The sequence below is a fragment of the Enterobacter sp. JBIWA003 genome (assembly GCF_019968825.1).
Lineage (GTDB): Bacteria > Pseudomonadota > Gammaproteobacteria > Enterobacterales > Enterobacteriaceae > Enterobacter > Enterobacter quasiroggenkampii.
The window spans coordinates 3,251,475-3,277,108 of record NZ_CP074170.1; the positions used below are offsets into that span (position 1 = coordinate 3,251,475).

Consider the following 25,634-nt stretch of genomic DNA (forward strand, 5'->3'; position numbering starts at 1 on the left):
TTCTGCGAGACTGGCCGAAAAGTGACAACTTATTCCCTGAATGAAATTTAAATGACCATTTTTTCACCGTTTCACCGTTTTTTTTAACGGAGTAAGTATTTAATAAGTCTGTGGTGTCAAATTCTGAGCGGTCACCATATGAATTGTAAATTGTTTGTACTAGCATAAACCAAATTATCAAATTCACGCGTTCGGACATCTTCCCTGACGGCATGGCGTCTCTGGATAAAGCGGTAATGAATAAACAATACCAGCGGGTTTTGGTGACTACCCCACATCCTTTAACACGACTTGTCTGTCTGGGCCTGGTCACCTTTATCTTTACCTTATTTTCGCTGGAACTCACCCGTTTCGGCACCCTGCTGGCTCCGCTCTGGTTCCCCACCGCCATTATGATGGTGGCGTTTTACCGCCATGCCGGAAAAATGTGGCCGGGCATTGCCCTGGCCTGCTCGTTCGGTAATGTTCTGGCCTCGTGGATGCTGTTCTCCTGGGGATCGGTCAGCCTCATCTATCCTTCGATCAACGTCATTGAGGCCGCTATCGGTGCGCTGTTTCTGCGCAAATGGCTCCCATGGTACAACCCGCTGCAGAATCTGAACGACTGGATCCGCGTGGCCATCGGCAGCGCGCTGGTGCCGCCGCTGGTAGGCGGTATTCTGGTGACCCTGCTGGCCCCCGGCCCAGAGCCCCTGCGTAATTTCTTCGTCTGGGTATTGTCAGAAGCGATTGGCGCGCTGGCTCTGGTGCCGCTAGGGCTGTTGTTTAAGCCGCATTATCTGCTGCGCCACCGCGATCCGCGGTTGCTGCTGGAAACGCTGACCACGCTGGCCGTGACATTAGCCCTCAGTTGGGCAGCCATCACCTGGCTGCCGTGGCCCTTCACCTGCGTGATCGTTCTGCTGATGTGGAGCGCCGTGCGCCTGCCGCGGATGGAAGCGTTCATGGTGTTTCTGGTCACCGTAATGGTTGTGTCGCTGATGATTGCCCAGAACCCACTGGCGCTGACCACCCAGCACGCCGGGCCGATGATAAACGCCCCCTGGCTGCCGTTCCTGATGCTGCTCCTGCCCGCTAACGTCATGACCATGGTGATGTACGCCTTCCGCGCCGAGCGCAAACACATCACCGAAAGCGAAGAGCGTTTTCGTAACGCAATGGAATATTCTGCCATCGGTATGGCGCTGGTCAGCATCGAAGGAAAATGGCTTCAGGCGAACAAGGCGCTGTGCAATTTCCTCGGCTACAGCCAGACGGAGCTCCAGTCGCTGACCTTCCAGCAGCTCACCTGGCCGGAAGATCTGAATACCGACCTGGAGCAGCTCGAACAGCTCATTAACGGCGACATCAATACCTATACCCTCGAGAAGCGCTATTACACGCGCGACGGGGAAGTGGTCTGGGCGCTTCTTGCCGTCTCCGTGGTGCGCCATGCCGACGGCTCGCCGCTCTATTTTATCGCCCAGATTGAAGACATTAACGACCTGAAGCAGACCGAGTGGGTCAATAAACGCCTGATGGAGCGCATCACCCTGGCAAACGAAGCAGGGGGCATCGGCATCTGGGAGTGGGATCTGGAACCCGACGTTATCAGCTGGGATAAGCGGATGTTTGAGCTGTATGAAATTCCGCCGCACATCAAGCCCACCTGGCAGCTCTGGCACGACACGATGCTGCCGGAAGATCGCGCCCACGCAGAGAAGGTACTGCGGGACTCTCTGATTTCCCGCCTGCCGTTTAAGCTGGAATTCCGCATTCGCGTGAAGGAAGGCGTGCGTCATATTCGCTCCCTGGCGAACCGGGTGCTCAATAAGCAGGGGGAAGTCGAACGGCTGCTCGGTATCAACATGGACATGACCGAGGTTAAGCAGCTTAACGAGGCGCTTTTCCAGGAAAAAGAGCGTCTGCACATTACCCTTGACTCCATCGGTGAAGCGGTGCTGTGCACCGATATCAACATGAACGTCACCTTTATGAACCCGGTCGCCGAGAAAATGAGCGGCTGGCTGCAGACCGAAGCTATTGGTCAGCCGATCCTGAAGGTGTTGCACATCACCTTTGGTGAAAAAGGGCCGCTGATGGAGAATATTCACAGCGGCGATATGTCCCGTTCCGATATCGATCAGGACGTGGTGCTGAACTGCCGTACCGGCGGCAATTTTGATATCCACTACAGCATTACGCCGCTCAGCACGCTGGATGGACAGAATATCGGCTCGGTGATCGTGATTCAGGACGTGACCGAGTCGCGCAAAATGCTGCGCCAGCTCAGCTACAGCGCCTCCCACGATGCCCTGACCCATCTGGCTAACCGGGTCAGCTTCGAAAATCATCTTAAACGCCTCCTGCAGACCGTTCGTGAAACGCGCCAGCGTCATGCCCTGGTGTTTATCGACCTCGATCGCTTCAAAGCCGTCAATGACACGGCTGGCCACGCAGCGGGCGATGCCCTGCTGCGGGAACTGGCTTCCCTGATGTTGACCATGCTCCGCTCCAGCGACGTGCTGGCGCGCCTGGGCGGGGACGAGTTCGGGTTACTGTTACCGGACTGCAACCTGGAAAGCGCGCGCTATATCGCCGGTCGTCTGATTCATGCCATCAACGACTATCACTTTATGTGGGAAGGCCGCCTGCACCGGATCGGCGCCAGCGCCGGCATCACGCTGATTGATGAAAATAATCATCAGGCGTCGGAGATCATGTCGCAGGCGGACATTGCCTGTTACGCCTCAAAAAACAGCGGACGTGGCATGGTGACAGTGTATGAACCCCAGCAGGAGCGGGATCACCACACGCGCAGCATGATGTCGCTTGATGAACAGTGGCACATGATTAAAGACAATCATCTGATGATGATTGCCCGCAGCGTCGCCTCACCGCGCATCCCTGAGAGCAGTAATTTCTGGCTGCTGTCGTTACGCCTGTGGACCAGCCAGGGCGAAGTTCAGGAAGAGCATGCCTTCCGCTCGGGCCTGGCGGAGCCAGAGCTTCTGCACGCCCTCGACAGGCGAATCTTTAGCGAGTTTTTCCGCACCTCAGCCGCCCAGATCGCCAGTAAAGGCATGGGTGTGGCGCTGCCGCTCTCGGAGGCCGGTTTAGCCAGCGTGACGCTGGTGGATGAATTGCTTGACCTGCTGGATAAAAGCCCGATGCCGGGCCGTCTGCTGCATCTGGTTATCTCTGCCGATGTGGTGTGCAATCCGGATAAGAACCTGCATCGGGGTCTGCAAAAGCTCCGCCAGGCGGGCTGCCGCGTGATCTTTAGCCAGGTGGGACGCGATATGAACGTCTTTACCCACCTGACCGCGAACATGGCCGACTATCTGATGCTGGATGCGGAGGTGGTAACCAACGTGTACGGCAATCTAATGGATGAGATGATGGTGACCATTGTTCAGGGCCACGCCCAGCGTCTGGGAATGAAAACCATTGCAGGCCCCTGTAACCAGCCCATCATGATGGATACGCTCTCCGGTATCGGCATCGATTTTATCTTTGGTGACACCATCGCCGAGCCGCAGCCATTAGATCTTCTGCTCAACACCAGTTATTTCGCGATCAACTGACGGTGCCCAGCCGTCGGTATACCAGATATGCAACAGCGCGTAGGAGCGCCACGGCGTCCAGCGTTCGGCATAACGACGAATTTGCGCGGGCGTCATTCCGGCGAAGCGTTGTTTAATCAGGTAATCATCCGGCAGAAACACATCTTTCGCCTGCCAGCCGCGCAGGGCCAGATAATTTGCCGTCCAGCGCCCTATCCCCGGCCGCAGCTGTAGCGCCTTCATCCCCTCTTCTATATTCGCGGGCGGGAAAAGCGGAAATGTTCCGTCGATAACCGACTGCGCCAGATGAATCAGCGACTCCGCGCGCTTTACCGGCATGCCCAACGCTTTCAGCGCCAGCGGGTCCACTGCCGCCAGCGCCTGCGGCGTGGGGAAGCAGAGATAGCCTGGGCAATCCGCCACGGGTTCACCGCATAACGCCACCACGCGTGACGCCAGCTTCGCCGCCATCGCCACGCTCACCAGCTGCCCGAGAATCGCCCGGACGCCCTGCTCGTAAGCATCCATCGCTCCCGGCAAACGTAAGCCCGGCCTTGCAGCACCGAGATCGCCCAGCGTCTCCGCGATATGCTGCGGATTGCAGGCAAGATCGAACAGGCGTTCGATGCGCTCAAGGCACGGCTGCGCAACCGGCATTAACCCCGGGCTGAGGGTCACGGTCAGCGTGTGTGTTGCGATATCCGGCGTCACGCGGAAAATCCCCTGATGTCCCTCGTAGGCAAAACTGCGCTCGTAGTAGTCGTGCGTGACGGTTTCAATGCCCGTCACCGCACGCGCGCCAAGAAAGCCAAACATCCACTGCCAGTCGTAAGGGGGAAGCCAGTTCAGGGTGTACATCATCTCTCCTTTTGGGTTCTTCACAGCATAAACGGAAAGGTCCTGTTTCGCCTTGCTTTCATATTCCTGTTGTCGCCATGCGGACATTTCGTTAAAGTCTCGCCCCTTCTCACCGGCATGGGGATTCATCGTGTTTATTGGATTTGACTACGGAACGGCAAACTGCTCGGTTGCGATTATGCAAAACGGGCAGCCACGGCTCCTGAAAATGGAAAAAGAGAGCACGCTGCTGCCGTCAATGCTCTGCGCACCGACGCGTGAAGCGGTGAGCGAATGGCTGTTCCGCCACCATCAGGTTCCGGCTTCGGCGGCGGAAACCCAGGCGCTGTTACGCCGTGCCGTCAGCTTCAACCGCGAGGAAGATATCGACGTTACGCCGTCCAGCGTGCAGTTCGGCCTCTCCTCGCTCGGACACTACATTGAAGACCCCGAAGAGGTCTATTTCGTTAAGTCGCCAAAATCCTTCCTCGGCGCCAGCGGCCTGAAGCCGCAGCAGGTCGCGCTGTTCGAAGACCTGGTGTGTGCGATGATGCTGCACATCCGCAACCAGGCGCAGACGCAGGTCCCAGAGGCGATTACCCAGGCGGTGATTGGCCGTCCGATCAACTTCCAGGGGCTGGGCGGCGACGAGGCCAACCAGCAGGCGCAGGGGATCCTGGAACGCGCGGCGCACCGCGCAGGCTTCCGCGACGTGGTATTCCAGTATGAACCCGTTGCCGCAGGGCTGGACTTCGAAGCCACGCTGACGGAAGAGAAGCGCGTATTAGTCGTGGACATCGGCGGGGGCACGACGGACTGCTCGCTGCTGCTGATGGGCCCCCAGTGGCATAACCGTCGCGATCGTGAAAACAGCCTGCTGGGACACAGCGGCTGCCGCGTAGGCGGGAACGATCTTGACATCGCCCTGGCATTCAAGAGCCTGATGCCGCTGCTCGGCATGGGCGGGCAAACGGAAAAAGGCATCGCGCTGCCGATCCTGCCGTGGTGGAACGCGATTGCCATCAACGACGTGCCGGCACAGAGTGATTTTTACAGCACCGCCAACGGCCGCTTCCTTAACGATCTGGTGCGTGATGCCCAGGATGGCGAAAAAGTCGCCCTGCTCTATAAAGTGTGGCGCCAGCGTCTGAGCTACCGCGTGGTGCGTACGGCTGAAGAGAGCAAAATCGCCCTTTCCGACCGCGCTGAACATGCAGTCTCCCTGCCGTTTATCAGTGACGAACTGGCCACCGCCATTTCGCAGGACGGGCTGGAGACGGCGCTTGCCCAGCCGCTACAGCGAATTCTGGAACAGGTGCAGCTCGCACTGGAGAACGGCAAAGAGAAGCCGGACGTGATTTACCTGACCGGCGGTAGCGCCCGTTCGCCGCTAATCAAGAAAGCGCTGGCCGAACAGCTGCCGGGTATTCCGATTGCGGGTGGTGATGACTTTGGCTCCGTTACCGCCGGTCTGGCACGCTGGGCGCAGGTGATGTTTAGCTAGTGCGTTTGTGCCGGGTGGCGGCTTCGCCTTACCCGGCCTTCAAAACGTGTGTTGTTGTGGTGCGGTCTGGTGCCCTCTCCCACAAAACACCAAAAACGGCAACTTCCGTTGCCGTTCGCATTTACCTTGTAGGCCGGGTAAGCTAAGCGTCACCCGGCAACACTCAGACAATTCCCGACAGTCTTCCATATTTCCTCCATTTTTCCGCTGTGTTGCCTGACTAAACTAGTATCATTCCCCGAAGTATTCAGGATGAGAACGTATAACGATGAAAGGCAGTAACAAATCCCGCTGGGCAATCGCCGCTGGCATCATTGTGGTGGCCCTTGCCGCCGCCTGGTACTGGCACAGCCAATCCGCGAACTCCGCCGCACCTGCCGGTGCCACCAGCCAGGCTCAGCGCCCCACGGGCGGAGGGCGTCATGGAATGCGCGGCGGCGCCCTGGCGCCGGTTCAGGCGGCGACGGCGGTGAATAAAGCCGTTCCTCGCTATCTCACCGGTCTCGGGACCATTACCGCCGCCAACACCGCCACGGTGCGCAGCCGCGTCGACGGCCAGCTCATCGCGATCCACTTCCAGGAAGGTCAGCAGGTTAAGGCTGGTGACCTGCTGGCGGAAATCGACCCGAGCCAGTTTAAGGTCGCCCTCGCCCAGGCGCAGGGACAGCTCGCGAAAGACAACGCGACCCTCGCCAACGCCCGGCGCGATTTAGCCCGCTACCAGCAACTGGTGAAAACGAATCTGGTGTCCCGTCAGGAGCTGGATACCCAGCAGTCGCTGGTCAGTGAAACGCAGGGCACGATCAAAGCGGACGAAGCCGCCGTGGCCAGCGCCCAGTTGCAGCTGGACTGGAGCCGCATCACCGCGCCGATTGACGGACGCGTCGGCCTGAAGCAGGTCGATATCGGCAACCAAATCTCCAGCGGCGACACCACGGGCATCGTGGTGATCACCCAGACCCACCCGATTGATTTAGTCTTTACCCTGCCGGAAAGCGATATCGCGACCGTCATGCAGGCGCAAAAAGCCGGTAAAGGCCTGGTAGTGGAAGCCTGGGACCGCACCAACAAGCAGAAATTGAGTGAAGGGTCTCTGCTCAGTCTGGATAACCAGATCGACACCACCACCGGCACCATCAAGCTGAAGGCGCGCTTTAATAACCAGGACGATGCCCTCTTCCCGAACCAGTTCGTCAATGCGCGCATGCTGGTCGCGACCGAAGAGAACGCGGTGGTGATCCCCACCGCTGCACTGCAGATGGGTAATGAAGGTAACTTTGTCTGGGTGCTTAACAGCGACAATAAAGTCAGCAAGCACCTGGTTAAAACCGGAATTCAGGACAGCCAGACGGTGGTCATCAGCGCCGGGCTTTCCGCAGGTGACCGCGTGGTCACCGACGGCATTGACCGTCTGACCGAAGGGGCCAAAGTGGAAGTGGTTGAACCGGCGAAACAGGGAGCGACCTCCTGATGCAGGTGCTGCCGCCGGGCTCTACAGGTGGGCCGTCACGCCTGTTTATCCTCCGTCCTGTCGCCACCACGCTGCTGATGGTGGCGATCCTGCTCGCCGGGATTATCGGCTATCGCTTCCTGCCCGTCTCGGCGCTGCCGGAGGTGGATTACCCAACCATTCAGGTTGTCACTCTCTATCCCGGGGCCAGCCCGGACGTGGTGACGTCCGCCATTACCGCCCCGCTGGAGCGCCAGTTCGGCCAGATGTCGGGGCTAAAACAGATGTCCTCCCAGAGTTCTGGCGGGGCATCCGTGGTGATGCTGCAGTTCCAGCTGACGCTGTCGCTGGACGTCGCCGAGCAGGAGGTGCAGGCCGCCATCAACGCCGCTACCAACCTGCTGCCGTCAGACCTGCCTAACCCACCGGTCTACAGCAAGGTGAACCCGGCGGATCCGCCGATCATGACGCTTGCCGTCACCTCCTCCGCGATGCCGATGACCCAGGTCGAAGACATGGTCGAAACGCGCGTGGCGCAGAAAATTTCTCAGGTGTCCGGCGTTGGCCTCGTCACCCTCGCGGGCGGCCAGCGCCCGGCGGTGCGCGTCAAGCTGAACGCGCAGGCCATCGCCGCGCTGGGGCTCACCAGCGAAACCATCCGCAGCGCCATCAGCAACGCGAACGTCAACTCGGCGAAGGGCTCGCTGGACGGCCCAACCCGCGCCGTGACGCTCTCCGCCAACGACCAGATGCAGTCCGCCGACGAATATCGTCAGCTAATTATCGCCTACCAGAACGGCGCGCCAGTGCGTCTGGGCGACGTGGCGACCGTAGAACAAGGCGCGGAGAACAGCTGGCTGGGGGCATGGGCCAACAAGCAGCAGGCGATCGTGATGAACGTGCAGCGCCAGCCGGGTGCCAACATCATCGAAACCGCCGACAGCATCCGCACCATGCTGCCGCAGTTGATCGAAAGCCTGCCGAAATCGGTCAGCGTGAAGGTGCTTTCCGACCGTACCACCAACATTCGCGCGTCGGTCACCGACACCCAGTTCGAGCTGATGCTGGCGATTGCACTGGTGGTGATGATTATCTATCTGTTCCTGCGTAACGTCCCGGCGACCATCATCCCCGCCGTCGCCGTACCGCTCTCGCTGGTCGGCACGTTTGCCGTCATGGTGTTCCTCGATTTTTCGATCAACAACCTGACGCTGATGGCGCTCACCATCGCCACCGGGTTCGTGGTGGATGACGCTATCGTCGTCATCGAGAACATCTCGCGCTATATCGAGAAAGGCGAAAAGCCGCTGGCCGCCGCGCTGAAAGGCGCAGGGGAAATCGGCTTTACCATTATCTCGCTGACCTTCTCGCTGATTGCGGTGCTGATCCCGCTGCTGTTTATGGGCGATATCGTCGGGCGTCTTTTCCGCGAGTTTGCCGTGACGCTGGCGGTCGCCATTCTGATCTCCGCGGTGGTATCGCTGACCCTGACGCCGATGATGTGCGCCCGCATGCTGAGCCACGAGTCGCTGCGCAAACAAAACCGCTTCTCGCGCGCCTCCGAGCGCATGTTCGAGCGCATTATTGCCGGCTACGGTCGCGTGCTTGCGAAAGTCCTCAACCACCCGTGGGCGACGCTCGGCGTGGCGCTCGGCACGCTGGCGCTCAGCGTGATGCTGTGGATTTTCATTCCGAAAGGTTTCTTCCCGATCCAGGACAACGGCATTATTCAGGGCACGCTTCAGGCTCCGCAGTCGGTCTCCTTCGCCAATATGGCCCAGCGCCAGCAGCAGGTGTCTGAGATTGTTATGAAAGATCCGGCGGTCGAGAGCCTGACCTCCTACGTGGGCGTCGACGGCACCAACCCGTCGCTCAACAGCGCGCGTCTGCAGATCAACCTTAAGCCGCTGGATGAGCGCGACGATCGCGTCAACGCCGTCATTGAGCGGCTGCAAAACGCCGTGGCCCGCGTGCCGGGCGTTGAGCTTTACCTGCAGCCGATTCAGGATTTGACCATCGATACCCAGGTCAGCCGCACGCAGTACCAGTTCACGCTGCAGGCCACCTCGCTGGACGCGCTCAGCACCTGGGTGCCGCAGCTGGTGGATAAACTCAAAACCCTGCCGCAGCTCTCGGACGTCAGCAGCGACTGGCAGGACAAGGGCCTGGCGGCGTATGTGAACGTCAACCGCGACGCCGCCAGCCGTCTGGGTATTACCATGGCGGACGTGGATAACGCCCTGTACAACGCCTTCGGTCAGCGCCTGATCTCCACCATCTACACCCAGGCGAACCAGTACCGCGTGGTGCTGGAGCACAACACCGAAAATACGCCGGGCCTGGCGGGGCTGGACTCGGTGCGCCTGACCAGCAAAGACGGCGGCATTGTGCCGCTGAACGCTATCGCCACGGTGGAAGAACGCTATACCCCGCTGTCGATTAACCATCTGGATCAGTTCCCGTCCACCACCATCTCCTTTAACGTGCCGGACAATTATTCACTCGGCGAAGCCGTGGAGGCCATTCAGGCGGCTGAGAAAGATCTCAGCTTCCCGTCCGACATTCAGACCCAGTTCCAGGGCAGCACCCTGGCGTTTCAGGCCGCGCTGGGCAACACCATCTGGCTGATCGTGGCGGCGGTCGTGGCGATGTACATCGTGCTCGGCGTGCTGTACGAAAGCTTTATCCACCCGATCACCATCCTTTCTACCCTGCCGACGGCGGGCGTGGGGGCGCTGCTGGCATTAATGCTGGCGGGCAGCGAGCTGGACGTGATTGCCATCATCGGCATCATCCTGCTTATCGGGATCGTGAAGAAAAACGCCATCATGATGATCGACTTTGCCCTGGCCGCCGAGCGCGAGCAGGGCATGTCGCCGCGCGATGCGATTTTCCAGGCCTGCCTGCTGCGTTTTCGTCCGATCCTGATGACCACGCTGGCCGCCCTGCTGGGCGCGCTGCCGCTGATGCTGAGCACCGGCGTCGGCGCGGAGCTGCGCCGACCGCTGGGTATCGGCATGGTCGGCGGTCTGCTGGTGAGCCAGGTGCTGACGCTGTTCACCACACCGGTGATCTACCTGCTGTTTGACCGCCTGGCGCTGTGGACCAAAAGCCGCTTCCCGAAACGTGAAGAGGAGGCATAAGTGAAGTTTTTCGCCCTCTTCATTTATCGCCCGGTGGCGACGATATTAATCTCGCTCGCCATTACCCTCTGCGGCGTGCTGGGCTTCCGGCTGCTGCCGGTGGCGCCCCTGCCGCAGGTAGATTTCCCGGTGATCATGGTCAGCGCCTCGCTGCCGGGCGCCTCGCCGGAAACCATGGCCTCGTCCGTTGCCACGCCGCTGGAGCGTTCGCTTGGGCGGATTGCGGGGGTCAACGAGATGACCTCCAGCAGCTCGCTGGGCAGCACGCGCATCATTCTGGAGTTCAGCTTCGACCGGGATATCAACGGCGCGGCGCGCGACGTGCAGGCGGCCATCAACGCCGCACAGAGCCTGCTGCCGAGCGGGATGCCGAGCCGTCCGACCTACCGCAAGGCCAACCCGTCCGACGCGCCGATCATGATCCTGACGCTGACCTCGGATACGTACTCACAGGGGCAGCTGTACGACTTTGCGTCTACCCAGCTGGCGCAGACAATCTCACAAATTAACGGCGTCGGCGACGTGAGCGTCGGTGGGAGTTCCCTGCCCGCCGTGCGCGTGGGGTTAAACCCGCAGGCGCTGTTTAACCAGGGCGTGTCGCTGGATGACGTGCGCTCCGCCATCAGCAACGCCAACGTGCGTAAACCGCAGGGGGCGATTGAGGATAACAGCCACCGCTGGCAGATCCATACCAACGACGAGCTGAAAACCGCGGCGGAATATCAACCGCTCATCATCCACTATAACAACGGCGCGGCGGTGCGATTAAGCGACGTGGCCAGCGTCACCGACTCGGTGCAGGACGTGCGCAACGCCGGGATGACCAACGCCAAACCGGCGATTTTGCTGATGATCCGCAAGCTGCCGGAGGCCAACATTATTGAGACGGTGAACAGCATTCGCGCCCGTCTTCCGGACCTGCAGGAGACCATCCCGGCAGCAATCGATCTGCAAATTGCCCAGGATCGCTCCCCGACCATTCGCGCCTCGCTGGAAGAGGTCGAGCAAACGCTGGTGATCTCCGTCGCGCTGGTGATCCTGGTGGTCTTCCTGTTCCTGCGCTCTGGCCGCGCGACGCTGATCCCGGCGGTGGCCGTGCCGGTCTCGCTGATCGGTACCTTTGCCGCCATGTATCTTTGCGGGTTTAGCCTCAACAACCTGTCGCTGATGGCCCTGACGATTGCGACGGGCTTCGTGGTGGATGACGCCATCGTGGTGCTGGAGAACATCTCCCGCCATCTGGAAGCGGGCGTGAAGCCGCTGCAGGCTGCGTTGCAGGGCACGCGCGAGGTGGGGTTTACGGTGCTCTCCATGAGCCTGTCGCTGGTGGCGGTGTTCCTGCCGCTGCTGCTGATGGGCGGGCTGCCGGGCCGGTTGCTGCGCGAGTTTGCCGTCACCCTCTCCGTCGCGATCGGCATTTCGCTGGCGATCTCCCTAACGCTGACGCCAATGATGTGCGGCTGGATGCTCAAGCGCAGCAAACCGCACTCGCAGCCGCGCCGCAAAGGCTTTGGCCGTTTCCTGATGGCAATGCAGGAAGGCTACGGTAAATCGCTGAAGTGGGTGCTGAACCATACGCGTCTGGTCGGCCTGGTGCTGATAGGCACCATCGTGCTCAACGTGTGGATGTATATCACCATCCCGAAAACTTTCTTCCCGGAGCAGGACACCGGTGTGCTAATGGGCGGCATTCAGGCGGACCAGAGCATTTCGTTCCAGGCCATGCGCGGCAAGCTGCAGGACTTTATGAAGATCATTCGTGAAGACAAAGCCGTGGATAACGTGACCGGCTTTACCGGCGGGTCGCGCGTCAACAGCGGGATGATGTTTATTACCCTGAAACCGCGCGGCGAGCGCAACGAAACCGCCCAGCAGGTGATTGACCGCCTGCGGGTGAAGCTCGCCAAAGAGCCGGGGGCAAACCTGTTTTTGATGGCCGTTCAGGATATCCGCGTCGGCGGGCGACAGGCGAACGCCAGCTATCAGTACACATTACTCTCGGACGATTTGGCCGCCCTGCGCGAGTGGGAGCCGAAGATCCGCAAGGCGCTGGCCGCCCTTCCCCAACTGGCGGACGTAAACTCCGATCAGCAGGACAACGGCGCCGAGATGGCCCTGACCTACGACCGTGAAACCATGTCACGGCTGGGCATCAACGTTGAAGCCGCCAACAGCCTGCTGAACAACGCCTTCGGCCAGCGCGAGATCTCCACCATCTACCAGCCGATGAACCAGTATAAAGTGGTGATGGAAGTTGACCCGCGCTACACCCAGGACATCAGCGCCCTGGACAAAATGTTTGTCATTAACAACGACGGCAAGGCGATTCCGCTCTCGTACTTTGCCAGCTGGCAGCCAGCCAACGCGCCGCTGTCGGTGAACCATCAGGGGCTGTCGGCGGCGTCGACCATCTCCTTTAACCTGCCCGCCGGTTCGTCACTGTCTGAGGCCAGCGATGCAATCAACCGCACGATGACCCAGCTTGGCGTGCCGTCCACCGTCCGCGGCAGCTTCGCCGGGACCGCGCAGGTATTCCAGGAGACGATGAACTCGCAGGTGATTTTGATTCTGGCCGCCATCGCCACGGTCTATATTGTGCTGGGCGTGCTGTATGAGAGCTACGTGCACCCGCTGACCATCCTCTCGACGCTGCCGTCGGCGGGCGTGGGGGCGCTGCTGGCGCTGGAGCTGTTCGGCGCGCCGTTCAGCCTTATCGCGCTTATCGGGATCATGCTATTGATCGGCATCGTGAAGAAAAACGCCATCATGATGGTGGACTTCGCGCTGGACGCCCAGCGCAACGGCAACCTCTCGCCGGAAGAGGCCATCTTCCAGGCCTGCCTGCTGCGCTTTCGTCCGATCATGATGACCACCCTGGCGGCGATGTTTGGCGCGCTGCCGCTGGTGATCTCGGGCGGAGACGGCTCAGAGCTGCGCCAGCCGCTGGGGATCACCATTGTCGGCGGCCTGGTGATGAGCCAACTGCTGACGCTGTACACCACGCCGGTGGTCTATCTGTTCTTCGACCGCCTGCGGCTGCGCTTTTCGCGTAAAAACAGAGAAACGGTAAACGGGTAAATGACTGAGCTTCCCAGCAACGTTCGCTGGCAATTATGGATAGTCGCCTTCGGCTTCTTTATGCAGTCGCTGGATACGACCATCGTCAACACCGCCCTCCCCTCCATGGCGAAAAGCCTGGGGGAGAGCCCGCTGCATATGCACATGGTGATTGTCTCCTACGTGCTGACCGTTGCCGTGATGCTGCCCGCCAGCGGCTGGCTGGCCGATAAGGTCGGCGTGCGGAATATCTTCTTTACCGCCATCGTGCTGTTTACCACCGGCTCGCTGTTTTGCGCGCAGGCCAATACCCTCGACCAGCTGGTCATGGCGCGCGTTCTGCAGGGCATCGGCGGGGCGATGATGGTGCCCGTCGGGCGGTTAACGGTGATGAAGATTGTGCCGCGCGAGCAGTACATGGCGGCGATGACCTTTGTCACCCTGCCCGGTCAGGTGGGGCCGCTGCTGGGCCCGGCGCTGGGCGGCATGCTGGTGGAGTACGCCTCCTGGCACTGGATCTTCTTAATCAACCTCCCGGTAGGCATCATCGGCGCGATGGCCACCCTGGCGCTGATGCCGAACTACAAAATGCAGACCCGGCGCTTTGATTTCTTCGGTTTTATCCTGCTGGCGGCGGGCATGGCAACGCTTACCCTGGCGCTCGACGGGCAAAAAGGATTGGGGATTTCGCCCCTGACGCTCGGGCTCCTGATCGCGCTCGGTGTTACCGCCATACTGTGGTATCTGTGGCACGCCAGAGGAAACGACAAGGCGCTGTTCAGCCTTGCGTTGTTTAAAAACCCCACTTACCGTCTGGGCCTGTCTGGCAGCTTCGCCGGACGCATCGGCAGCGGGATGCTGCCGTTTATGACGCCCGTTTTTCTGCAAATTGGCATGGGTTTTTCGCCGTTCCACGCGGGCCTGATGATGATCCCGATGGTGCTCGGCAGCATGGGAATGAAGCGCATTGTGGTGCAGGTGGTGAACCGCTTTGGCTATCGACACGTGCTGGTGGCCGCCACGCTGGGGCTGGCGCTGGTCAGTCTGCTGTTTATGGCCGTGGCGCTGATGGGCTGGTACTACGTCCTGCCGCTGGTGCTGTTCTGCCAGGGGATCATCAACTCCATGCGCTTCTCGTCGATGAATACCCTGACCCTGAAAGACCTGCCGGACGATCTGGCGAGCAGCGGCAACAGCCTGCTGTCGATGGTGATGCAGCTCTCCATGAGCGTGGGCGTGACTATTGCGGGGTTACTGCTCGGCATGTACGGTCAGCACCACCTCAGCGTCGACACGCCGGTGGCGCATCAGGTCTTTATGTATACCTACCTCAGCATGGCGATCATCATCGCCCTGCCCGCTTTCATCTTCGCCAGAGTGCCGGATGATACCAGCAAGAACGTCGTGATTAGGCGCGGCAAAAGGAGTGGCTCATGAAATTCTGGCGTCCGGGTATTACCGGCAAGCTCTTTGTAGCGATCTTCGCCACCTGTATCGTCCTGCTGATCACCATGCACTGGGCGGTGCGGGTCAGTTTCGAGCGCGGCTTTATTGATTACATCAAGCATGGCAATGAGCAGCGTTTGCAGGGACTGAGCGATGCGCTGAGTGAACAGTACGCCCAGCACGGCAACTGGCGTTTTCTGCGCAACAATGATCGCTTTATTTTCCAGATCCTGCGCTCGCTGGAGCACGATACCGGCGACGATCGTCCGGGCCCGGGCATGCCGCCGCACGGCTGGCGCACCCAGTTCTGGGTAATCGACCAGGATATGCGCCCCCTGGTTGGGCCGCGCGCGCCGATACCGCCGGACGGTACCCGGCGGGCGATTAAAGTGAATAACGCCACCGTTGGCTGGGTTATCGCCTCCCCGGTGGAGCGCCTGACGCGCAACACCGACATCAACTTTGACCGCCAGCAGCGTCGCACAAGCTGGCTGATTGTCGCGCTCTCCACGCTGCTCGCCGCGCTCGCCACCTTCCCGCTGGCGCGCGGTCTGCTCGCCCCGGTGAAACGCCTGGTGGAAGGCACGCACAAGCTCGCCGCCGGGGATTTCACCACCCGCGTCGATACCCGCAGCCAGGACGAACTGGGCAAGCTGGCGCAGGACTTTAACCAGCTCGCCAGCACGCTTGAGAAAAACCAGCAGATGCGCCGCGACTTTATGGCCGATATTTCACACGAGCTGCGTACGCCGCTGGCGGTACTGCGCGGCGAGCTGGAGGCCATTCAGGATGGCGTGCGCCAGTTTACGCCCGAATCGGTGGCTTCCCTCCAGGCGGAGGTGGGCACGCTCACCAAGCTGGTGGACGATCTCCACCAGCTCTCCATGTCCGACGAAGGCGCGCTGGCCTACCAGAAGGCACCCGTAGACGTCATTAACGTGCTGGAAGTAGCGAGCGGCGCCTTCCGCGAACGCTTTGCCAGTCGCAACCTGAAAATCGACCTCTCCCTGCCGGACAGCGCGGTGGTGTTTGGCGACAAAGACCGGCTGATGCAGCTGTTCAACAACCTGCTGGAAAACAGCCTGCGCTACACCGACAGCGGCGGCGGGCTGCTGATTTCCGGCAGACAGGAAAACGGGCGCTTTGCCCTTACCTTCGCGGATTCCGCACCCGGCGTGCAGGACGCGCAGCTGGAAAAACTGTTTGAACGTTTTTACCGTACCGAAGGCTCCCGCAATCGCGCCAGCGGCGGATCCGGTCTGGGGCTGGCGATTTGCGTTAACATCGTCGAGGCGCATAATGGCACGATCCGCGCCGCCCATTCGCCTTTTGGCGGGGTTAGCATTACAGTAGAGTTACCTCTGGAACGGGATTTATCGAGAGAAGTATGACCGAGTTACCGATTGACGAAAACACGCCGCGCATTTTGATCGTCGAAGACGAACCCAAGCTGGGACAGCTGCTGATCGACTATTTACGCGCGGCCAGCTATGCCCCGTCACTGATCAGCCACGGCGACCAGGTGCTGCCTTATGTGCGCCAGACCCCGCCGGACCTGATCCTGCTGGATCTGATGCTTCCCGGGACCGATGGTCTGACCCTGTGCCGGGAAATTCGCCGCTTCTCCGACGTGCCGATCGTCATGGTCACCGCCAAAATTGAAGAGATTGACCGCCTGCTGGGGCTCGAAATCGGCGCGGACGACTACATCTGCAAGCCCTACAGCCCGCGCGAGGTGGTCGCCCGCGTAAAAACCATTCTGCGCCGCTGCAGGCCGCAGCGCGAGCTTCAGGTGCTGGACGCCGAAAGCCCGCTGATTGTCGACGAAAGCCGCTTCCAGGCGAGCTGGCGCAGCAAGCTGCTGGACCTGACGCCTGCGGAGTTCCGCCTGCTGAAAACCCTCTCCCACGAGCCGGGCAAAGTCTTCTCCCGCGAACAGCTGCTGAACCACCTGTATGACGATTACCGCGTGGTGACCGACCGCACCATCGACAGCCATATCAAAAACCTGCGCCGCAAGCTGGAGGCGCTGGACGCCGAGCAGTCGTTTATTCGCGCGGTGTATGGTGTGGGGTATCGCTGGGAAGCGGATGCATGCAGGATTGCCTAGCCAGCAGAGGGTCAATCCAGGCCGGGTAAGGCGAAGCCGCCGCCCGGCACAATAACTTTACCTCCCTGCCCCGCAGCGCTACAATGCCCGCCCTTAAAGTGGGGGATCTCCCCTTACCGCTGCACCTGGTGCACGCGGATCTGACCTGTCATCAGAACGAGAACAAACATGTTTAAACCGGAACTCCTTTCCCCGGCGGGAACGCTGCAAAATATGCGTTACGCTTTCGCCTATGGCGCCGACGCCGTGTATGCGGGCCAGCCACGCTACTCGCTGCGCGTGCGTAACAACGAATTCAACCACGAGAACCTGCAGCTCGGCATCAACGAGGCGCACGCTCTGGGTAAAAAATTCTACGTCGTAGTCAACATCGCGCCGCACAACGCCAAGCTGAAAACGTTCATCCGTGACCTGAAGCCGGTGGTGGATATGGGGCCGGACGCGCTGATCATGTCGGACCCGGGTTTAATCATGCTGGTTCGGGAGAACTTCCCGGAGATGGATATCCACCTCTCCGTACAGGCTAACGCCGTCAACTGGGCAACGGTGAAGTTCTGGAAGCAGATGGGGCTGACCCGCGTCATCCTGTCTCGCGAGCTTTCGCTGGAAGAGATCGAAGAGATCCGCACCCAGGTGCCGGATATGGAAATCGAAATCTTCGTTCACGGCGCGCTGTGCATGGCCTATTCCGGTCGCTGCCTGCTTTCTGGCTACATCAACAAACGCGACCCGAACCAGGGCACCTGCACCAACGCCTGCCGCTGGGAATATAACGTTCAGGAAGGCAAAGAGGATGACATCGGCAACATCGTCCACAAGCATGAGCCGATCCCGGTGACCAACGTTGAGCCAACGCTGGGCATCGGCGCGCCAACCGACAGCGTGTTTATGATTGAAGAAGCCAAACGTCCGGGCGAGTACATGACCGCCTTTGAAGACGAGCACGGCACCTACATCATGAACTCGAAAGATCTGCGTGCCATCGCCCACGTCGAGCGCCTGACCCAGATGGGCGTGCACTCCCTGAAGATTGAAGGTCGCACCAAATCCTATTACTACTGCGCGCGTACCGCGCAGGTGTACCGCAAAGCCATCGACGATGCGGCCGCCGGTAAACCGTTCGATACCAGCCTGCTGGAAACTCTGGAAGGCCTGGCGCATCGCGGCTATACCGAAGGCTTCCTGCGCCGTCATACCCACGACGACTACCAGAACTACGAGCACGGCTACTCCGTATCCGAGCGCCAGCAGTTTGTCGGTGACTTCACCGGCGAGCGCAAAGGCGCGCTGGCGGCCGTCGCGGTGAAAAACAAGTTCACCAAAGGCGACAGCCTGGAGCTGATGACCCCGCAGGGCAACATGAACTTCACGCTGGAGCATCTGGAAAACGGCAAAGGCGAAGCGATTGAGGTCGCGCCGGGTGACGGGCATACCGTCTGGCTGCCGGTTCCGGAAGAGGTGGAGCTGAAGTTCGCGCTGCTGATGCGTAACTTCAACGGTGAAAGCACCCGTAACCCACACGGCAAATAGTCAATCAGGGAAATTTTTTCGCGCTGGGATAATTCTTAGAATCGGATCACATACCGCTTCGTTCAATACGGGTATTATCCCCCCGCTGAAAAACATAACCCATAAATGCTAGCTGTACCAGGAACCACCTCCTTAGCCTGCGTAATCTCCCTTACGCGGGCTTATTTTTTGCCTTCTCTCTCCTCAATCCAGGCAATGAGTTCGTCAATTTGCTTCTCTGAGAACACGGCGATCCCATGCTCTGCGAGCAACGATGCCGCAACCCCCCTCCCCGCTTTATGTATGCCGCGAAACGATCCGTCATAAATAAACTTACTGCCGCACGTTGGGCTGCCATCGGTTAACAATGCAGCGCTACACCCCGATTCCTGAGCAGCGCGTAGCGCAAGCCAGGCTGCAAGCTGATAATGTGCGGTCACGTCCTGCCCGGTATTTTCAATAATTCTGGCTTGCCCGCGCATTACGTCTTTGCCATCAGCAGACATAATCTCTGCCGGAGGACGCGGTACAGGCAGCCCGGCAGCCAGTTCAGGGCAGTGGATAACCAGACGTTGTTCCTGTTGCCAGCGAGCGAGTTGCGCGTTCATTCTCGCTTTTTCACTTCCGTTATAACGAACCCTGAAGCCCATCAGGCACGCGCTTACCAAAATTTTATTCATCATCACTTTCCTGTGATTACGTTAATATCATCGCTGGAGTGTAACGCGCTTTCGGGCTTATTTTGTTCCTTTCATCCTGTTCTTACCCGCTTTTTTCCTCTCTGCTATACACTCTTACTAACGCTAAAAAAGGGAGCAGCGCGGATGGCAACCTATCCAGACAGTTTATTGATTCTCAATGGCAAAAGTGCGGGCAACGATCTCCTGCGTCAGGCAATTCAGGATTTGCGTGACGACGGCGCGCGCATCCACGTCAGGGTAACCTGGGAAAAAGGCGACGCGGCACGCTATATCAATGAAGCCCTCGGGCTTGGCGTCAACACCATCATTTCCGGCGGCGGCGATGGCACCATCAATGAAATCGCGTCAGCGCTGATCGACCTGCCCCCGGCAAACCGCCCGGTGATGGGTATTTTACCGCTCGGCACCGCCAATGACTTTGCCACCAGCGCAGGGATCCCGGAGGCGTTAGAAAAAGCGCTCCAGCTGGCGATCCTCGGTAAAGCCACCGCGGTAGATATTGCGCAGGTGAATGACAAAACCTGCTTTATCAATATGGCCACCGGCGGGTTCGGCACGCGCATCACCAGCGAAACGCCGGAAAAACTGAAGGCGGCGCTGGGCGGCGTGTCGTATCTGATCCATGGTCTGATGCGCATGGATACCCTCAAGCCTGACCGCTGCGAAATTCGCGGCGAGGATTTTCAGTGGCAGGGTGACGCGCTGGTCATTGGCATTGGCAATGGTCGACAGGCTGGCGGCGGTCAGCAGCTGTGCCCGGAGGCGCTGATCAATGACGGTCAGCTACAGCTGCGGATTTTCACGGGCGACGGTCTGCTGCCCGCGCTGTTTACCACGCTGACGCAGCCGGAAGAGAGTCCGAATATCATTGATGGGAAATCCGCATGGTTTGAGGTCAATGCCCCGCACGGGATGACGTTTAACCTCGACGGAGAGCCGCTAAGCGGAACACAGTTCCGCATTGAGGTGTTGCCCGGCGCGCTGCAGTGTCGGTTGCCGCCGGACTGTGTGCTTTTGCGCTGATGGTATTGCCGGGTGGCGGCTACGCCTTACCCGGCCTACGCTTCGCCCTCAGGTCAGGCAATCGTGACTTTGCTGTCCAGATAGACGTCCTGCACCGCATTGATCAGCTTCACGCCGTCGGCCATCGATTTCTTAAACGCCTTACGACCCAGGATCAGCCCCATGCCGCCCGCGCGTTTGTTAATAACCGCCGTACGTACCGCGTCTGACAGGTCAGTATCGCCGCCCGCCGCGCCGCCGGAGTTAATCAGCCCTGCACGGCCCATATAGCAGTTCGCCAGCTGGTAGCGCACCAGGTCGATCGGGTTATCGCTGGTCAGCTTGCTGTAAACGCGGTCATCGGTGTAACCGAAGTTCACCGCCTTATAGCCGCCGTTATTCTCGGCCATTTTCTGCTTCACGATGTCTGCGCCAATGGTCGCCGCCAGATGGTTCGCCTGGCCGGTCAGGTCAGCCGACACGTGGTAATCCACGCCGTCTTTTTTGAACGCCGAGTTACGCAGGTACGCCCACAGCACGGTCACCATACCCAGCTCGTGCGCGCGCTCAAACGCCGCAGAGATCTCTTCAATCTGACGACGGGACTGTTCAGAGCCAAAGTAAATCGTCGCCCCAACGGCAACCGCCCCCATATTGAACGCCTGCTCGACGCTGGCGTAGAGCGTCTGGTCATATTCGGTGGGATAGCTCAGGGTTTCATTGTGGTTCAGCTTCACGAGGAACGGAATGCGGTGGGCATAGCGACGCGAGACGGAGGCCAGCACGCCGTAGGTGGAGGCCACGCAGTTACAGCCCGCTTCAATCGCCAGCTCAACAATGTTCTTCGGATCGAAATAGAGCGGATTCGCCGCGAAAGAGGCGCCCGCCGAGTGCTCAACGCCCTGGTCTACCGGCAGAATGGAGAGATATCCGGTGCCACCGAGCCGCCCGGTGTTGTAGAGCGTCTGCATGTTTCGCAGAACCGCAGGCGGACGGTTGTTATCGACCATCACGCGGTCGACGTAGTCATGACCCGGCAGATAGAGCTGGTCGGCTGGAATGGTCATACAACGATGCTGTAAAAGGCTGTCGGCGTCTTTGCCAAGCAACTGCGCAATATCAGTCATGTGATACTCCCGTAAGTCCGACGTCGTGTCGGTGTGTGTTTATCCAGTCCCATTATTTATGGGCAGACTAAGCCTGGTACCGACTTAACAGATTTTCCACCTTTTGCATTTTTTTTCAGCACAATCTGCTGGCTCGATTCGTGTACAACAAAACTGTTACATTGATCAAACAATCACCACAAAGGTATTTAAAAGGTATTATAGAATGGTATGTTAAAGGCGTACCCTCTCTGACATGCAGGATTAAAAAATGAAAACGAAAGTCCAACTGTCATTCATGATGTTTGTTGAATGGTTTATCTGGGGCGCGTGGTTTGTGCCGCTGTGGCTGTGGCTGAGCAAAAGCGGTTTTACCGCCGGGGAAATCGGCTGGTCTTATGCCTGTACCGCCATTGCCGCAATCCTCTCCCCAATTCTGGTCGGATCGCTGACGGACCGCTTCTTCGCCGCGCAGAAAGTACTGGCGGTGCTGATGTTTGCCGGCGCGATTTTGATGTACTTCGCCGCACAACAAACCCAGTTCAGCACCTTCTTCCCGCTGCTGCTGGTTTACTCCCTGACCTATATGCCCACCATCGCGCTGACCAACAGTATTGCCTTCGCGAACGTGGATGACGTCGAGGCCGATTTCCCGCGTATCCGCGTAATGGGCACTATCGGCTGGATCGCCTCCGGGCTGGCGTGCGGCTTCCTGCCGCAGATGCTGGGCTATAGCGATATTTCCGATACCAATATTCCTCTGCTGATGACGGCAGCCAGCTCCGCCCTGCTCGGCGTGTTTGCCCTCTTCCTGCCGAACACGCCGCCGAAAAGTACCGGCAAGCTGGACTTCAAAGTAATGCTGGGGCTGGACGCGCTGATCCTGCTGCGCGACAAAAACTTCCTCGTGTTCTTCTTCTGCTCGTTTCTGTTCGCCATGCCACTGGCCTTCTATTACATCTTCGCCAACGGCTATCTCACCGAAGTGGGAATGAAAAACGCCACCGGCTGGATGACGCTCGGCCAGTTCTCTGAAATCTTCTTTATGCTGGCGCTGCCGTTCTTTACCAAACGCTTTGGTATTAAGAAGGTCTTACTGCTGGGTCTGATCACGGCCGCCATCCGCTACGGGTTCTTCGTTTACGGCGGTGCGGAACAGTACTTCACCTACGCCCTGCTGTTCCTCGGCATTCTGCTGCACGGCGTGAGCTACGACTTCTACTACGTTACCGCGTACATCTACGTGGATAAAAAAGCGCCGGTGCACATGCGTACCGCCGCGCAAGGCCTGATTACGCTGTGCTGCCAGGGCTTTGGTAGCCTGCTGGGTTACCGCCTGGGCGGCGTGATGATGGAAAAAATGTTCGCATATAAAGAGCCGGTGAATGGGCTGACCTTCAACTGGGCCGGAATGTGGGCATTTGGTGCAATCATGATTGCCGTGATTGCGGTGCTGTTTATGCTGTTTTTCCGCGAATCGGACAAAGAGATCACTGCTATTGAGGTGGTTGATGGCGATACCGCGCTGACACAAGGGGAAGTTAAATGAAACAAGAACGTGTTCTCGGTGCCCTTTACGGGCAGGCGTTAGGGGATGCGATGGGCATGCCGTCGGAGCTGTGGCCGAGAAAGCGCGTCAAGGCCCACTTTGGCTGGATCGACCGCTTTTTACCCGGCCCGGCAGAAAATAACGCGGCCTGCTATTTCAGGCAGGCAGAGTTCACCGACGATACCTCGATGGCGCTGTGCCTCGCCGATGCGATCATTGAGTGCGACGGGGAGATTAATGCGGATGTTATCGGCAAGCATATCCTGAACTGGGCGCTCGATTTCGACGCGTTCAACAAGAATGTGCTCGGCCCGACCTCAAAAATCGCGCTTAATGCGATTCGTGACGGGAAACCGGTCAGCGAACTGGAAAACAACGGCGTGACGAACGGGGCGGCGATGCGCGCCTCCCCGCTGGGCTGCCTGCTCCCGGCGACGCGGCTGGAACACTTTGTTGAACAGGTGGCGCTGGCCTCCAGCCCGACCCATAAATCGGACCTCGCCATTGCCGGCGCGGTGGTGATTGCCTGGGCGGTTTCCCGCGCCATCGACGGCGAAAGCTGGCAGAACATCGTTGATGCCCTGCCGGGGATCGCCCGCTATGCGCAGGAGATGAAAACCACCACCTTCAGCGCGTCGCTGGCGGCGCGTATTGAGCTGGCGGTTAAGACCGTGCGGGAAGCCAACGGTATTGACTCCGCCAGCGAGCAGGTTTATCAGCTGATTGGCGCGGGCACCAGCACAATCGAGTCCGTTCCGGCGGCCATTGCGATGGTGGAACTGGCGGGAACCGACCCGAACCGCTGCGCCATTTTATGTGCCAATCTGGGCGGTGATACGGACACCATTGGCGCCATGGCGACGGCCATCTGCGGTGCGCTCCACGGTGTGCAGGCGATTGACCCGGCGCTCAAAGCCGAACTCGATGCCGTCAACCAGCTCAACTTCGGCCATTATTGCGAGAAACTGCTGCACTTCAGGGAGCAAAGGGAGGGCGTATGAATGCATTTGCCCAACGTCTCGAAAATCTGCACGCCACGCGCCCGGTGACGGTGCTGGGCGCAGCGGTGATTGACGTCATCGCCGACGCCTACGCCCTGCCCTGGCGCGGGTGCGATATCGAACTTAAGCAGCAGGGCGTGAATATTGGCGGCTGCGCGCTGAATATCGCCATTGCCCTGAAGCGGCTCGGCATTACGGCGCAAAACGCTCTGCCCGTCGGGCACGGCGTGTGGGCGGATATTATCCGCAACGCCATGGCGAAGCAGGATCTGCACAGCGCCGTGGAGGCCGATACGGGCGATAACGGCTGGTGCCTGGCGCTGGTTGAGCCTGACGGCGAACGCACCTTTATGTCCTTTAGCGGCGTGGAGAACCAGTGGCAGCAACGCTGGCTGGATGCGCTTCACGTCGCGCAAAACAGCCTGGTGTATTTGTCCGGCTATCAGTTGGCCTCGCCGTGCGGTGAACTGCTGACACGCTGGCTGGAGGGGTTGCAGGAGGTGACGGCATTCATCGATTTCGGCCCCCGTATTGCGGATATCCCCGACGCGCTGATGACGCGGATTATGGCCTGCAGGCCAATCGTGTCCCTTAATCGTCAGGAAGCGGAGATCGCAGCCGGGCGGCTGGGTGTCGTGGCTGAAAACCTGGGTACGGAGTGGCAGCAGCGTTTCCGGGCCGCCCTGATTGTGCGCCACGATAAAGACGGTGCGGCCTGGTATGACGCCGGGAGCTCGGGCGTTGTTCCGGCGTTCCCGGCGACGGTCGTGGACACCATTGGCGCAGGCGACAGCCACGCGGGCGGCACGCTTGCCGGACTGGCGGGAGGATGGTCACTGGCAGACGCGGTTCTGCTAGGGAATGCCGTGGCGTCCCGGGTGGTCAGCCAACGCGGCGGCGATTGCGCACCGACTCGCGAGGAATTACTCCTCGCACACAAAGACGTATAGGTCGCTGCGACAGTAGCTGATGCTGTACTCAATCGGCCGGTGCTGCTGGTCAAGCGCGACCTGCTTGATCACCAGCACCGGTATTTTTTCATCCATCTTAATGTGCGCCTGAAACTCGCTGTCCGGCATGCGGGCGCTCACCCTTGAGCGGGTGCGCTGCGGGAAGATATTCTGGCTGCGGAAGTAGTCGTAGAGCGAAATGCCAATCGCATCCGGGTCGGGAATTAACCCGACCGGGACCCAGGACTCTTCAATGGACACCGCATCGTCATCCACATAGCGAATGCGCTTGAGCAAAAAGACCTCGCTGTCCGGGGAGATCGACAGGTGGTTCGCCACCTCTTCCGGGCATTTCACCACCCGCTTGTTAACCCAGAGCGTATTTGGCGTTTGGCCGCGCAGCACCACCTGCTGTGAGAAGCCGCGCGCCTCTTTCAGCGAATATTCGAAGATATTGTTGATTTGCGTCCCGTAGCCTCGGGCGCGCGTCACCACGCCCTCTTCCTCCAGCGCCTGCATCGCTTTACGCACGGTAATGCGCGACACCCCGGTCAACTGGCTCAGATCGCGCTCGCCGGGCAAAATATTCCCGTGCTCCAGCACCCCGCTGCGCACCGCATTTTTTACCGTTTCGGCAAACTTCAGGTACAGCGGCGTGTTATCGGGCGCGGCGATCCGTTCATTCAGTTGAGCGATTAACCGGGTATGCGCTTGTTCCATCTCT

The 25,634-nt window shown here is 59.5% G+C and carries 17 protein-coding genes; 13 read left to right on the forward strand and 4 right to left on the reverse strand.

Annotated features, from left to right (window positions below; translation table 11 throughout):
• Window positions 1-236: 236 nt before the first annotated feature.
• Window positions 237-3,566 (forward strand): diguanylate cyclase, encoded by a 3,330-nt coding sequence (locus KGP25_RS15670; protein ID WP_223539251.1) that lies wholly within the window; start codon window positions 237-239, stop codon window positions 3,564-3,566.
• Here KGP25_RS15670 and alkA read toward each other — a convergent pair.
• Window positions 3,525-4,403, reverse strand: coding sequence for a DNA-3-methyladenine glycosylase 2 (gene alkA, locus KGP25_RS15675; RefSeq protein WP_223540573.1), 879 nt, complete (start codon window positions 4,401-4,403; stop codon window positions 3,525-3,527). The two genes, KGP25_RS15670 and alkA, sit on opposite strands and share 42 nt — an antisense overlap.
• A gap of 130 nt (window positions 4,404-4,533) precedes the next feature.
• On the opposite strand from alkA, the gene yegD reads away from it, so the two are divergent.
• The 8 genes from yegD to yegQ all read left to right on the forward strand — a co-directional run bounded on the left by yegD (window position 4,534) and on the right by yegQ (window position 18,622).
• On the forward strand, window positions 4,534-5,886 hold the full coding sequence (gene yegD / locus KGP25_RS15680) for a molecular chaperone (RefSeq protein WP_111968067.1): 1,353 nt from the start codon (window positions 4,534-4,536) through the stop codon (window positions 5,884-5,886).
• 268 nt (window positions 5,887-6,154) lie between these two features.
• Window positions 6,155-7,357 carry an MdtA/MuxA family multidrug efflux RND transporter periplasmic adaptor subunit gene (locus KGP25_RS15685; protein ID WP_048028298.1) on the forward strand — a complete coding sequence of 401 codons (1,203 nt, stop codon included), beginning with the start codon at window positions 6,155-6,157 and terminating at the stop codon, window positions 7,355-7,357.
• Window positions 7,357-10,479 (forward strand): MdtB/MuxB family multidrug efflux RND transporter permease subunit, encoded by a 3,123-nt coding sequence (locus KGP25_RS15690; protein ID WP_223539252.1) that lies wholly within the window; start codon window positions 7,357-7,359, stop codon window positions 10,477-10,479. The genes KGP25_RS15685 and KGP25_RS15690 overlap by 1 nt, the downstream gene beginning before the upstream one ends.
• The gene (gene mdtC / locus KGP25_RS15695) at window positions 10,480-13,557 is read left to right on the forward strand and encodes a multidrug efflux RND transporter permease subunit MdtC (RefSeq protein WP_223539253.1); all 3,078 of its coding nucleotides are present in this window, start codon (window positions 10,480-10,482) and stop codon (window positions 13,555-13,557) included. It abuts the gene before it with no gap.
• A complete protein-coding gene (locus KGP25_RS15700; RefSeq protein WP_039025015.1) occupies window positions 13,558-14,973 on the forward strand; it encodes an MFS transporter in 1,416 nt (471 codons plus the stop codon).
• Window positions 14,970-16,373 carry a two-component system sensor histidine kinase BaeS gene (baeS, locus tag KGP25_RS15705; RefSeq protein ID WP_039025016.1) on the forward strand — a complete coding sequence of 468 codons (1,404 nt, stop codon included), beginning with the start codon at window positions 14,970-14,972 and terminating at the stop codon, window positions 16,371-16,373. The genes KGP25_RS15700 and baeS overlap by 4 nt, the downstream gene beginning before the upstream one ends.
• Window positions 16,370-17,092, forward strand: a complete 723-nt coding sequence (gene baeR / locus KGP25_RS15710; RefSeq protein WP_024908120.1) for a two-component system response regulator BaeR — start codon at window positions 16,370-16,372, stop codon at window positions 17,090-17,092. Before baeS ends, baeR begins: the two co-directional genes overlap by 4 nt.
• A 168-nt stretch (window positions 17,093-17,260) precedes the next feature.
• Complete coding sequence (gene yegQ / locus KGP25_RS15715; protein ID WP_008500866.1) at window positions 17,261-18,622, forward strand: tRNA 5-hydroxyuridine modification protein YegQ; 1,362 nt, start codon at window positions 17,261-17,263, stop codon at window positions 18,620-18,622.
• A gap of 161 nt (window positions 18,623-18,783) precedes the next feature.
• Here yegQ and KGP25_RS15720 read toward each other — a convergent pair whose 3' ends face one another.
• Window positions 18,784-19,284, reverse strand: coding sequence for a DUF523 domain-containing protein (locus tag KGP25_RS15720; protein ID WP_223539254.1), 501 nt, complete (start codon window positions 19,282-19,284; stop codon window positions 18,784-18,786).
• A 141-nt stretch (window positions 19,285-19,425) separates the two neighbouring features.
• Here KGP25_RS15720 and yegS point away from each other — a divergent pair, with 141 nt between their 5' ends.
• The gene (yegS, locus tag KGP25_RS15725) at window positions 19,426-20,325 is read left to right on the forward strand and encodes a lipid kinase YegS (RefSeq protein WP_045908639.1); all 900 of its coding nucleotides are present in this window, start codon (window positions 19,426-19,428) and stop codon (window positions 20,323-20,325) included.
• 53 nt (window positions 20,326-20,378) lie between these two features.
• Here the strand turns inward: yegS and fbaB are convergent, their stop codons facing one another.
• A complete protein-coding gene (gene fbaB, locus KGP25_RS15730; protein WP_008500869.1) occupies window positions 20,379-21,431 on the reverse strand; it encodes a class I fructose-bisphosphate aldolase in 1,053 nt (350 codons plus the stop codon).
• A gap of 250 nt (window positions 21,432-21,681) precedes the next feature.
• Here fbaB and KGP25_RS15735 point away from each other — a divergent pair, with 250 nt between their 5' ends.
• From KGP25_RS15735 to KGP25_RS15745, 3 genes are read left to right on the forward strand one after another with little or no spacing between them, the layout of a single operon-like run.
• Entirely contained in the window at window positions 21,682-22,959 is a 1,278-nt protein-coding gene (locus KGP25_RS15735; protein WP_045908640.1) for a nucleoside permease, read from the forward strand.
• On the forward strand, window positions 22,956-23,960 hold the full coding sequence (locus KGP25_RS15740) for an ADP-ribosylglycohydrolase family protein (RefSeq protein WP_223539255.1): 1,005 nt from the start codon (window positions 22,956-22,958) through the stop codon (window positions 23,958-23,960). The genes KGP25_RS15735 and KGP25_RS15740 overlap by 4 nt, the downstream gene beginning before the upstream one ends.
• Window positions 23,957-24,910 (forward strand): PfkB family carbohydrate kinase, encoded by a 954-nt coding sequence (locus tag KGP25_RS15745; protein WP_223539256.1) that lies wholly within the window; start codon window positions 23,957-23,959, stop codon window positions 24,908-24,910. Before KGP25_RS15740 ends, KGP25_RS15745 begins: the two co-directional genes overlap by 4 nt.
• Here KGP25_RS15745 and KGP25_RS15750 read toward each other — a convergent pair.
• Window positions 24,884-25,630, reverse strand: a complete 747-nt coding sequence (locus tag KGP25_RS15750; RefSeq protein WP_045908643.1) for a GntR family transcriptional regulator — start codon at window positions 25,628-25,630, stop codon at window positions 24,884-24,886. The two genes, KGP25_RS15745 and KGP25_RS15750, sit on opposite strands and share 27 nt — an antisense overlap.
• Window positions 25,631-25,634 lie beyond the last annotated feature (4 nt).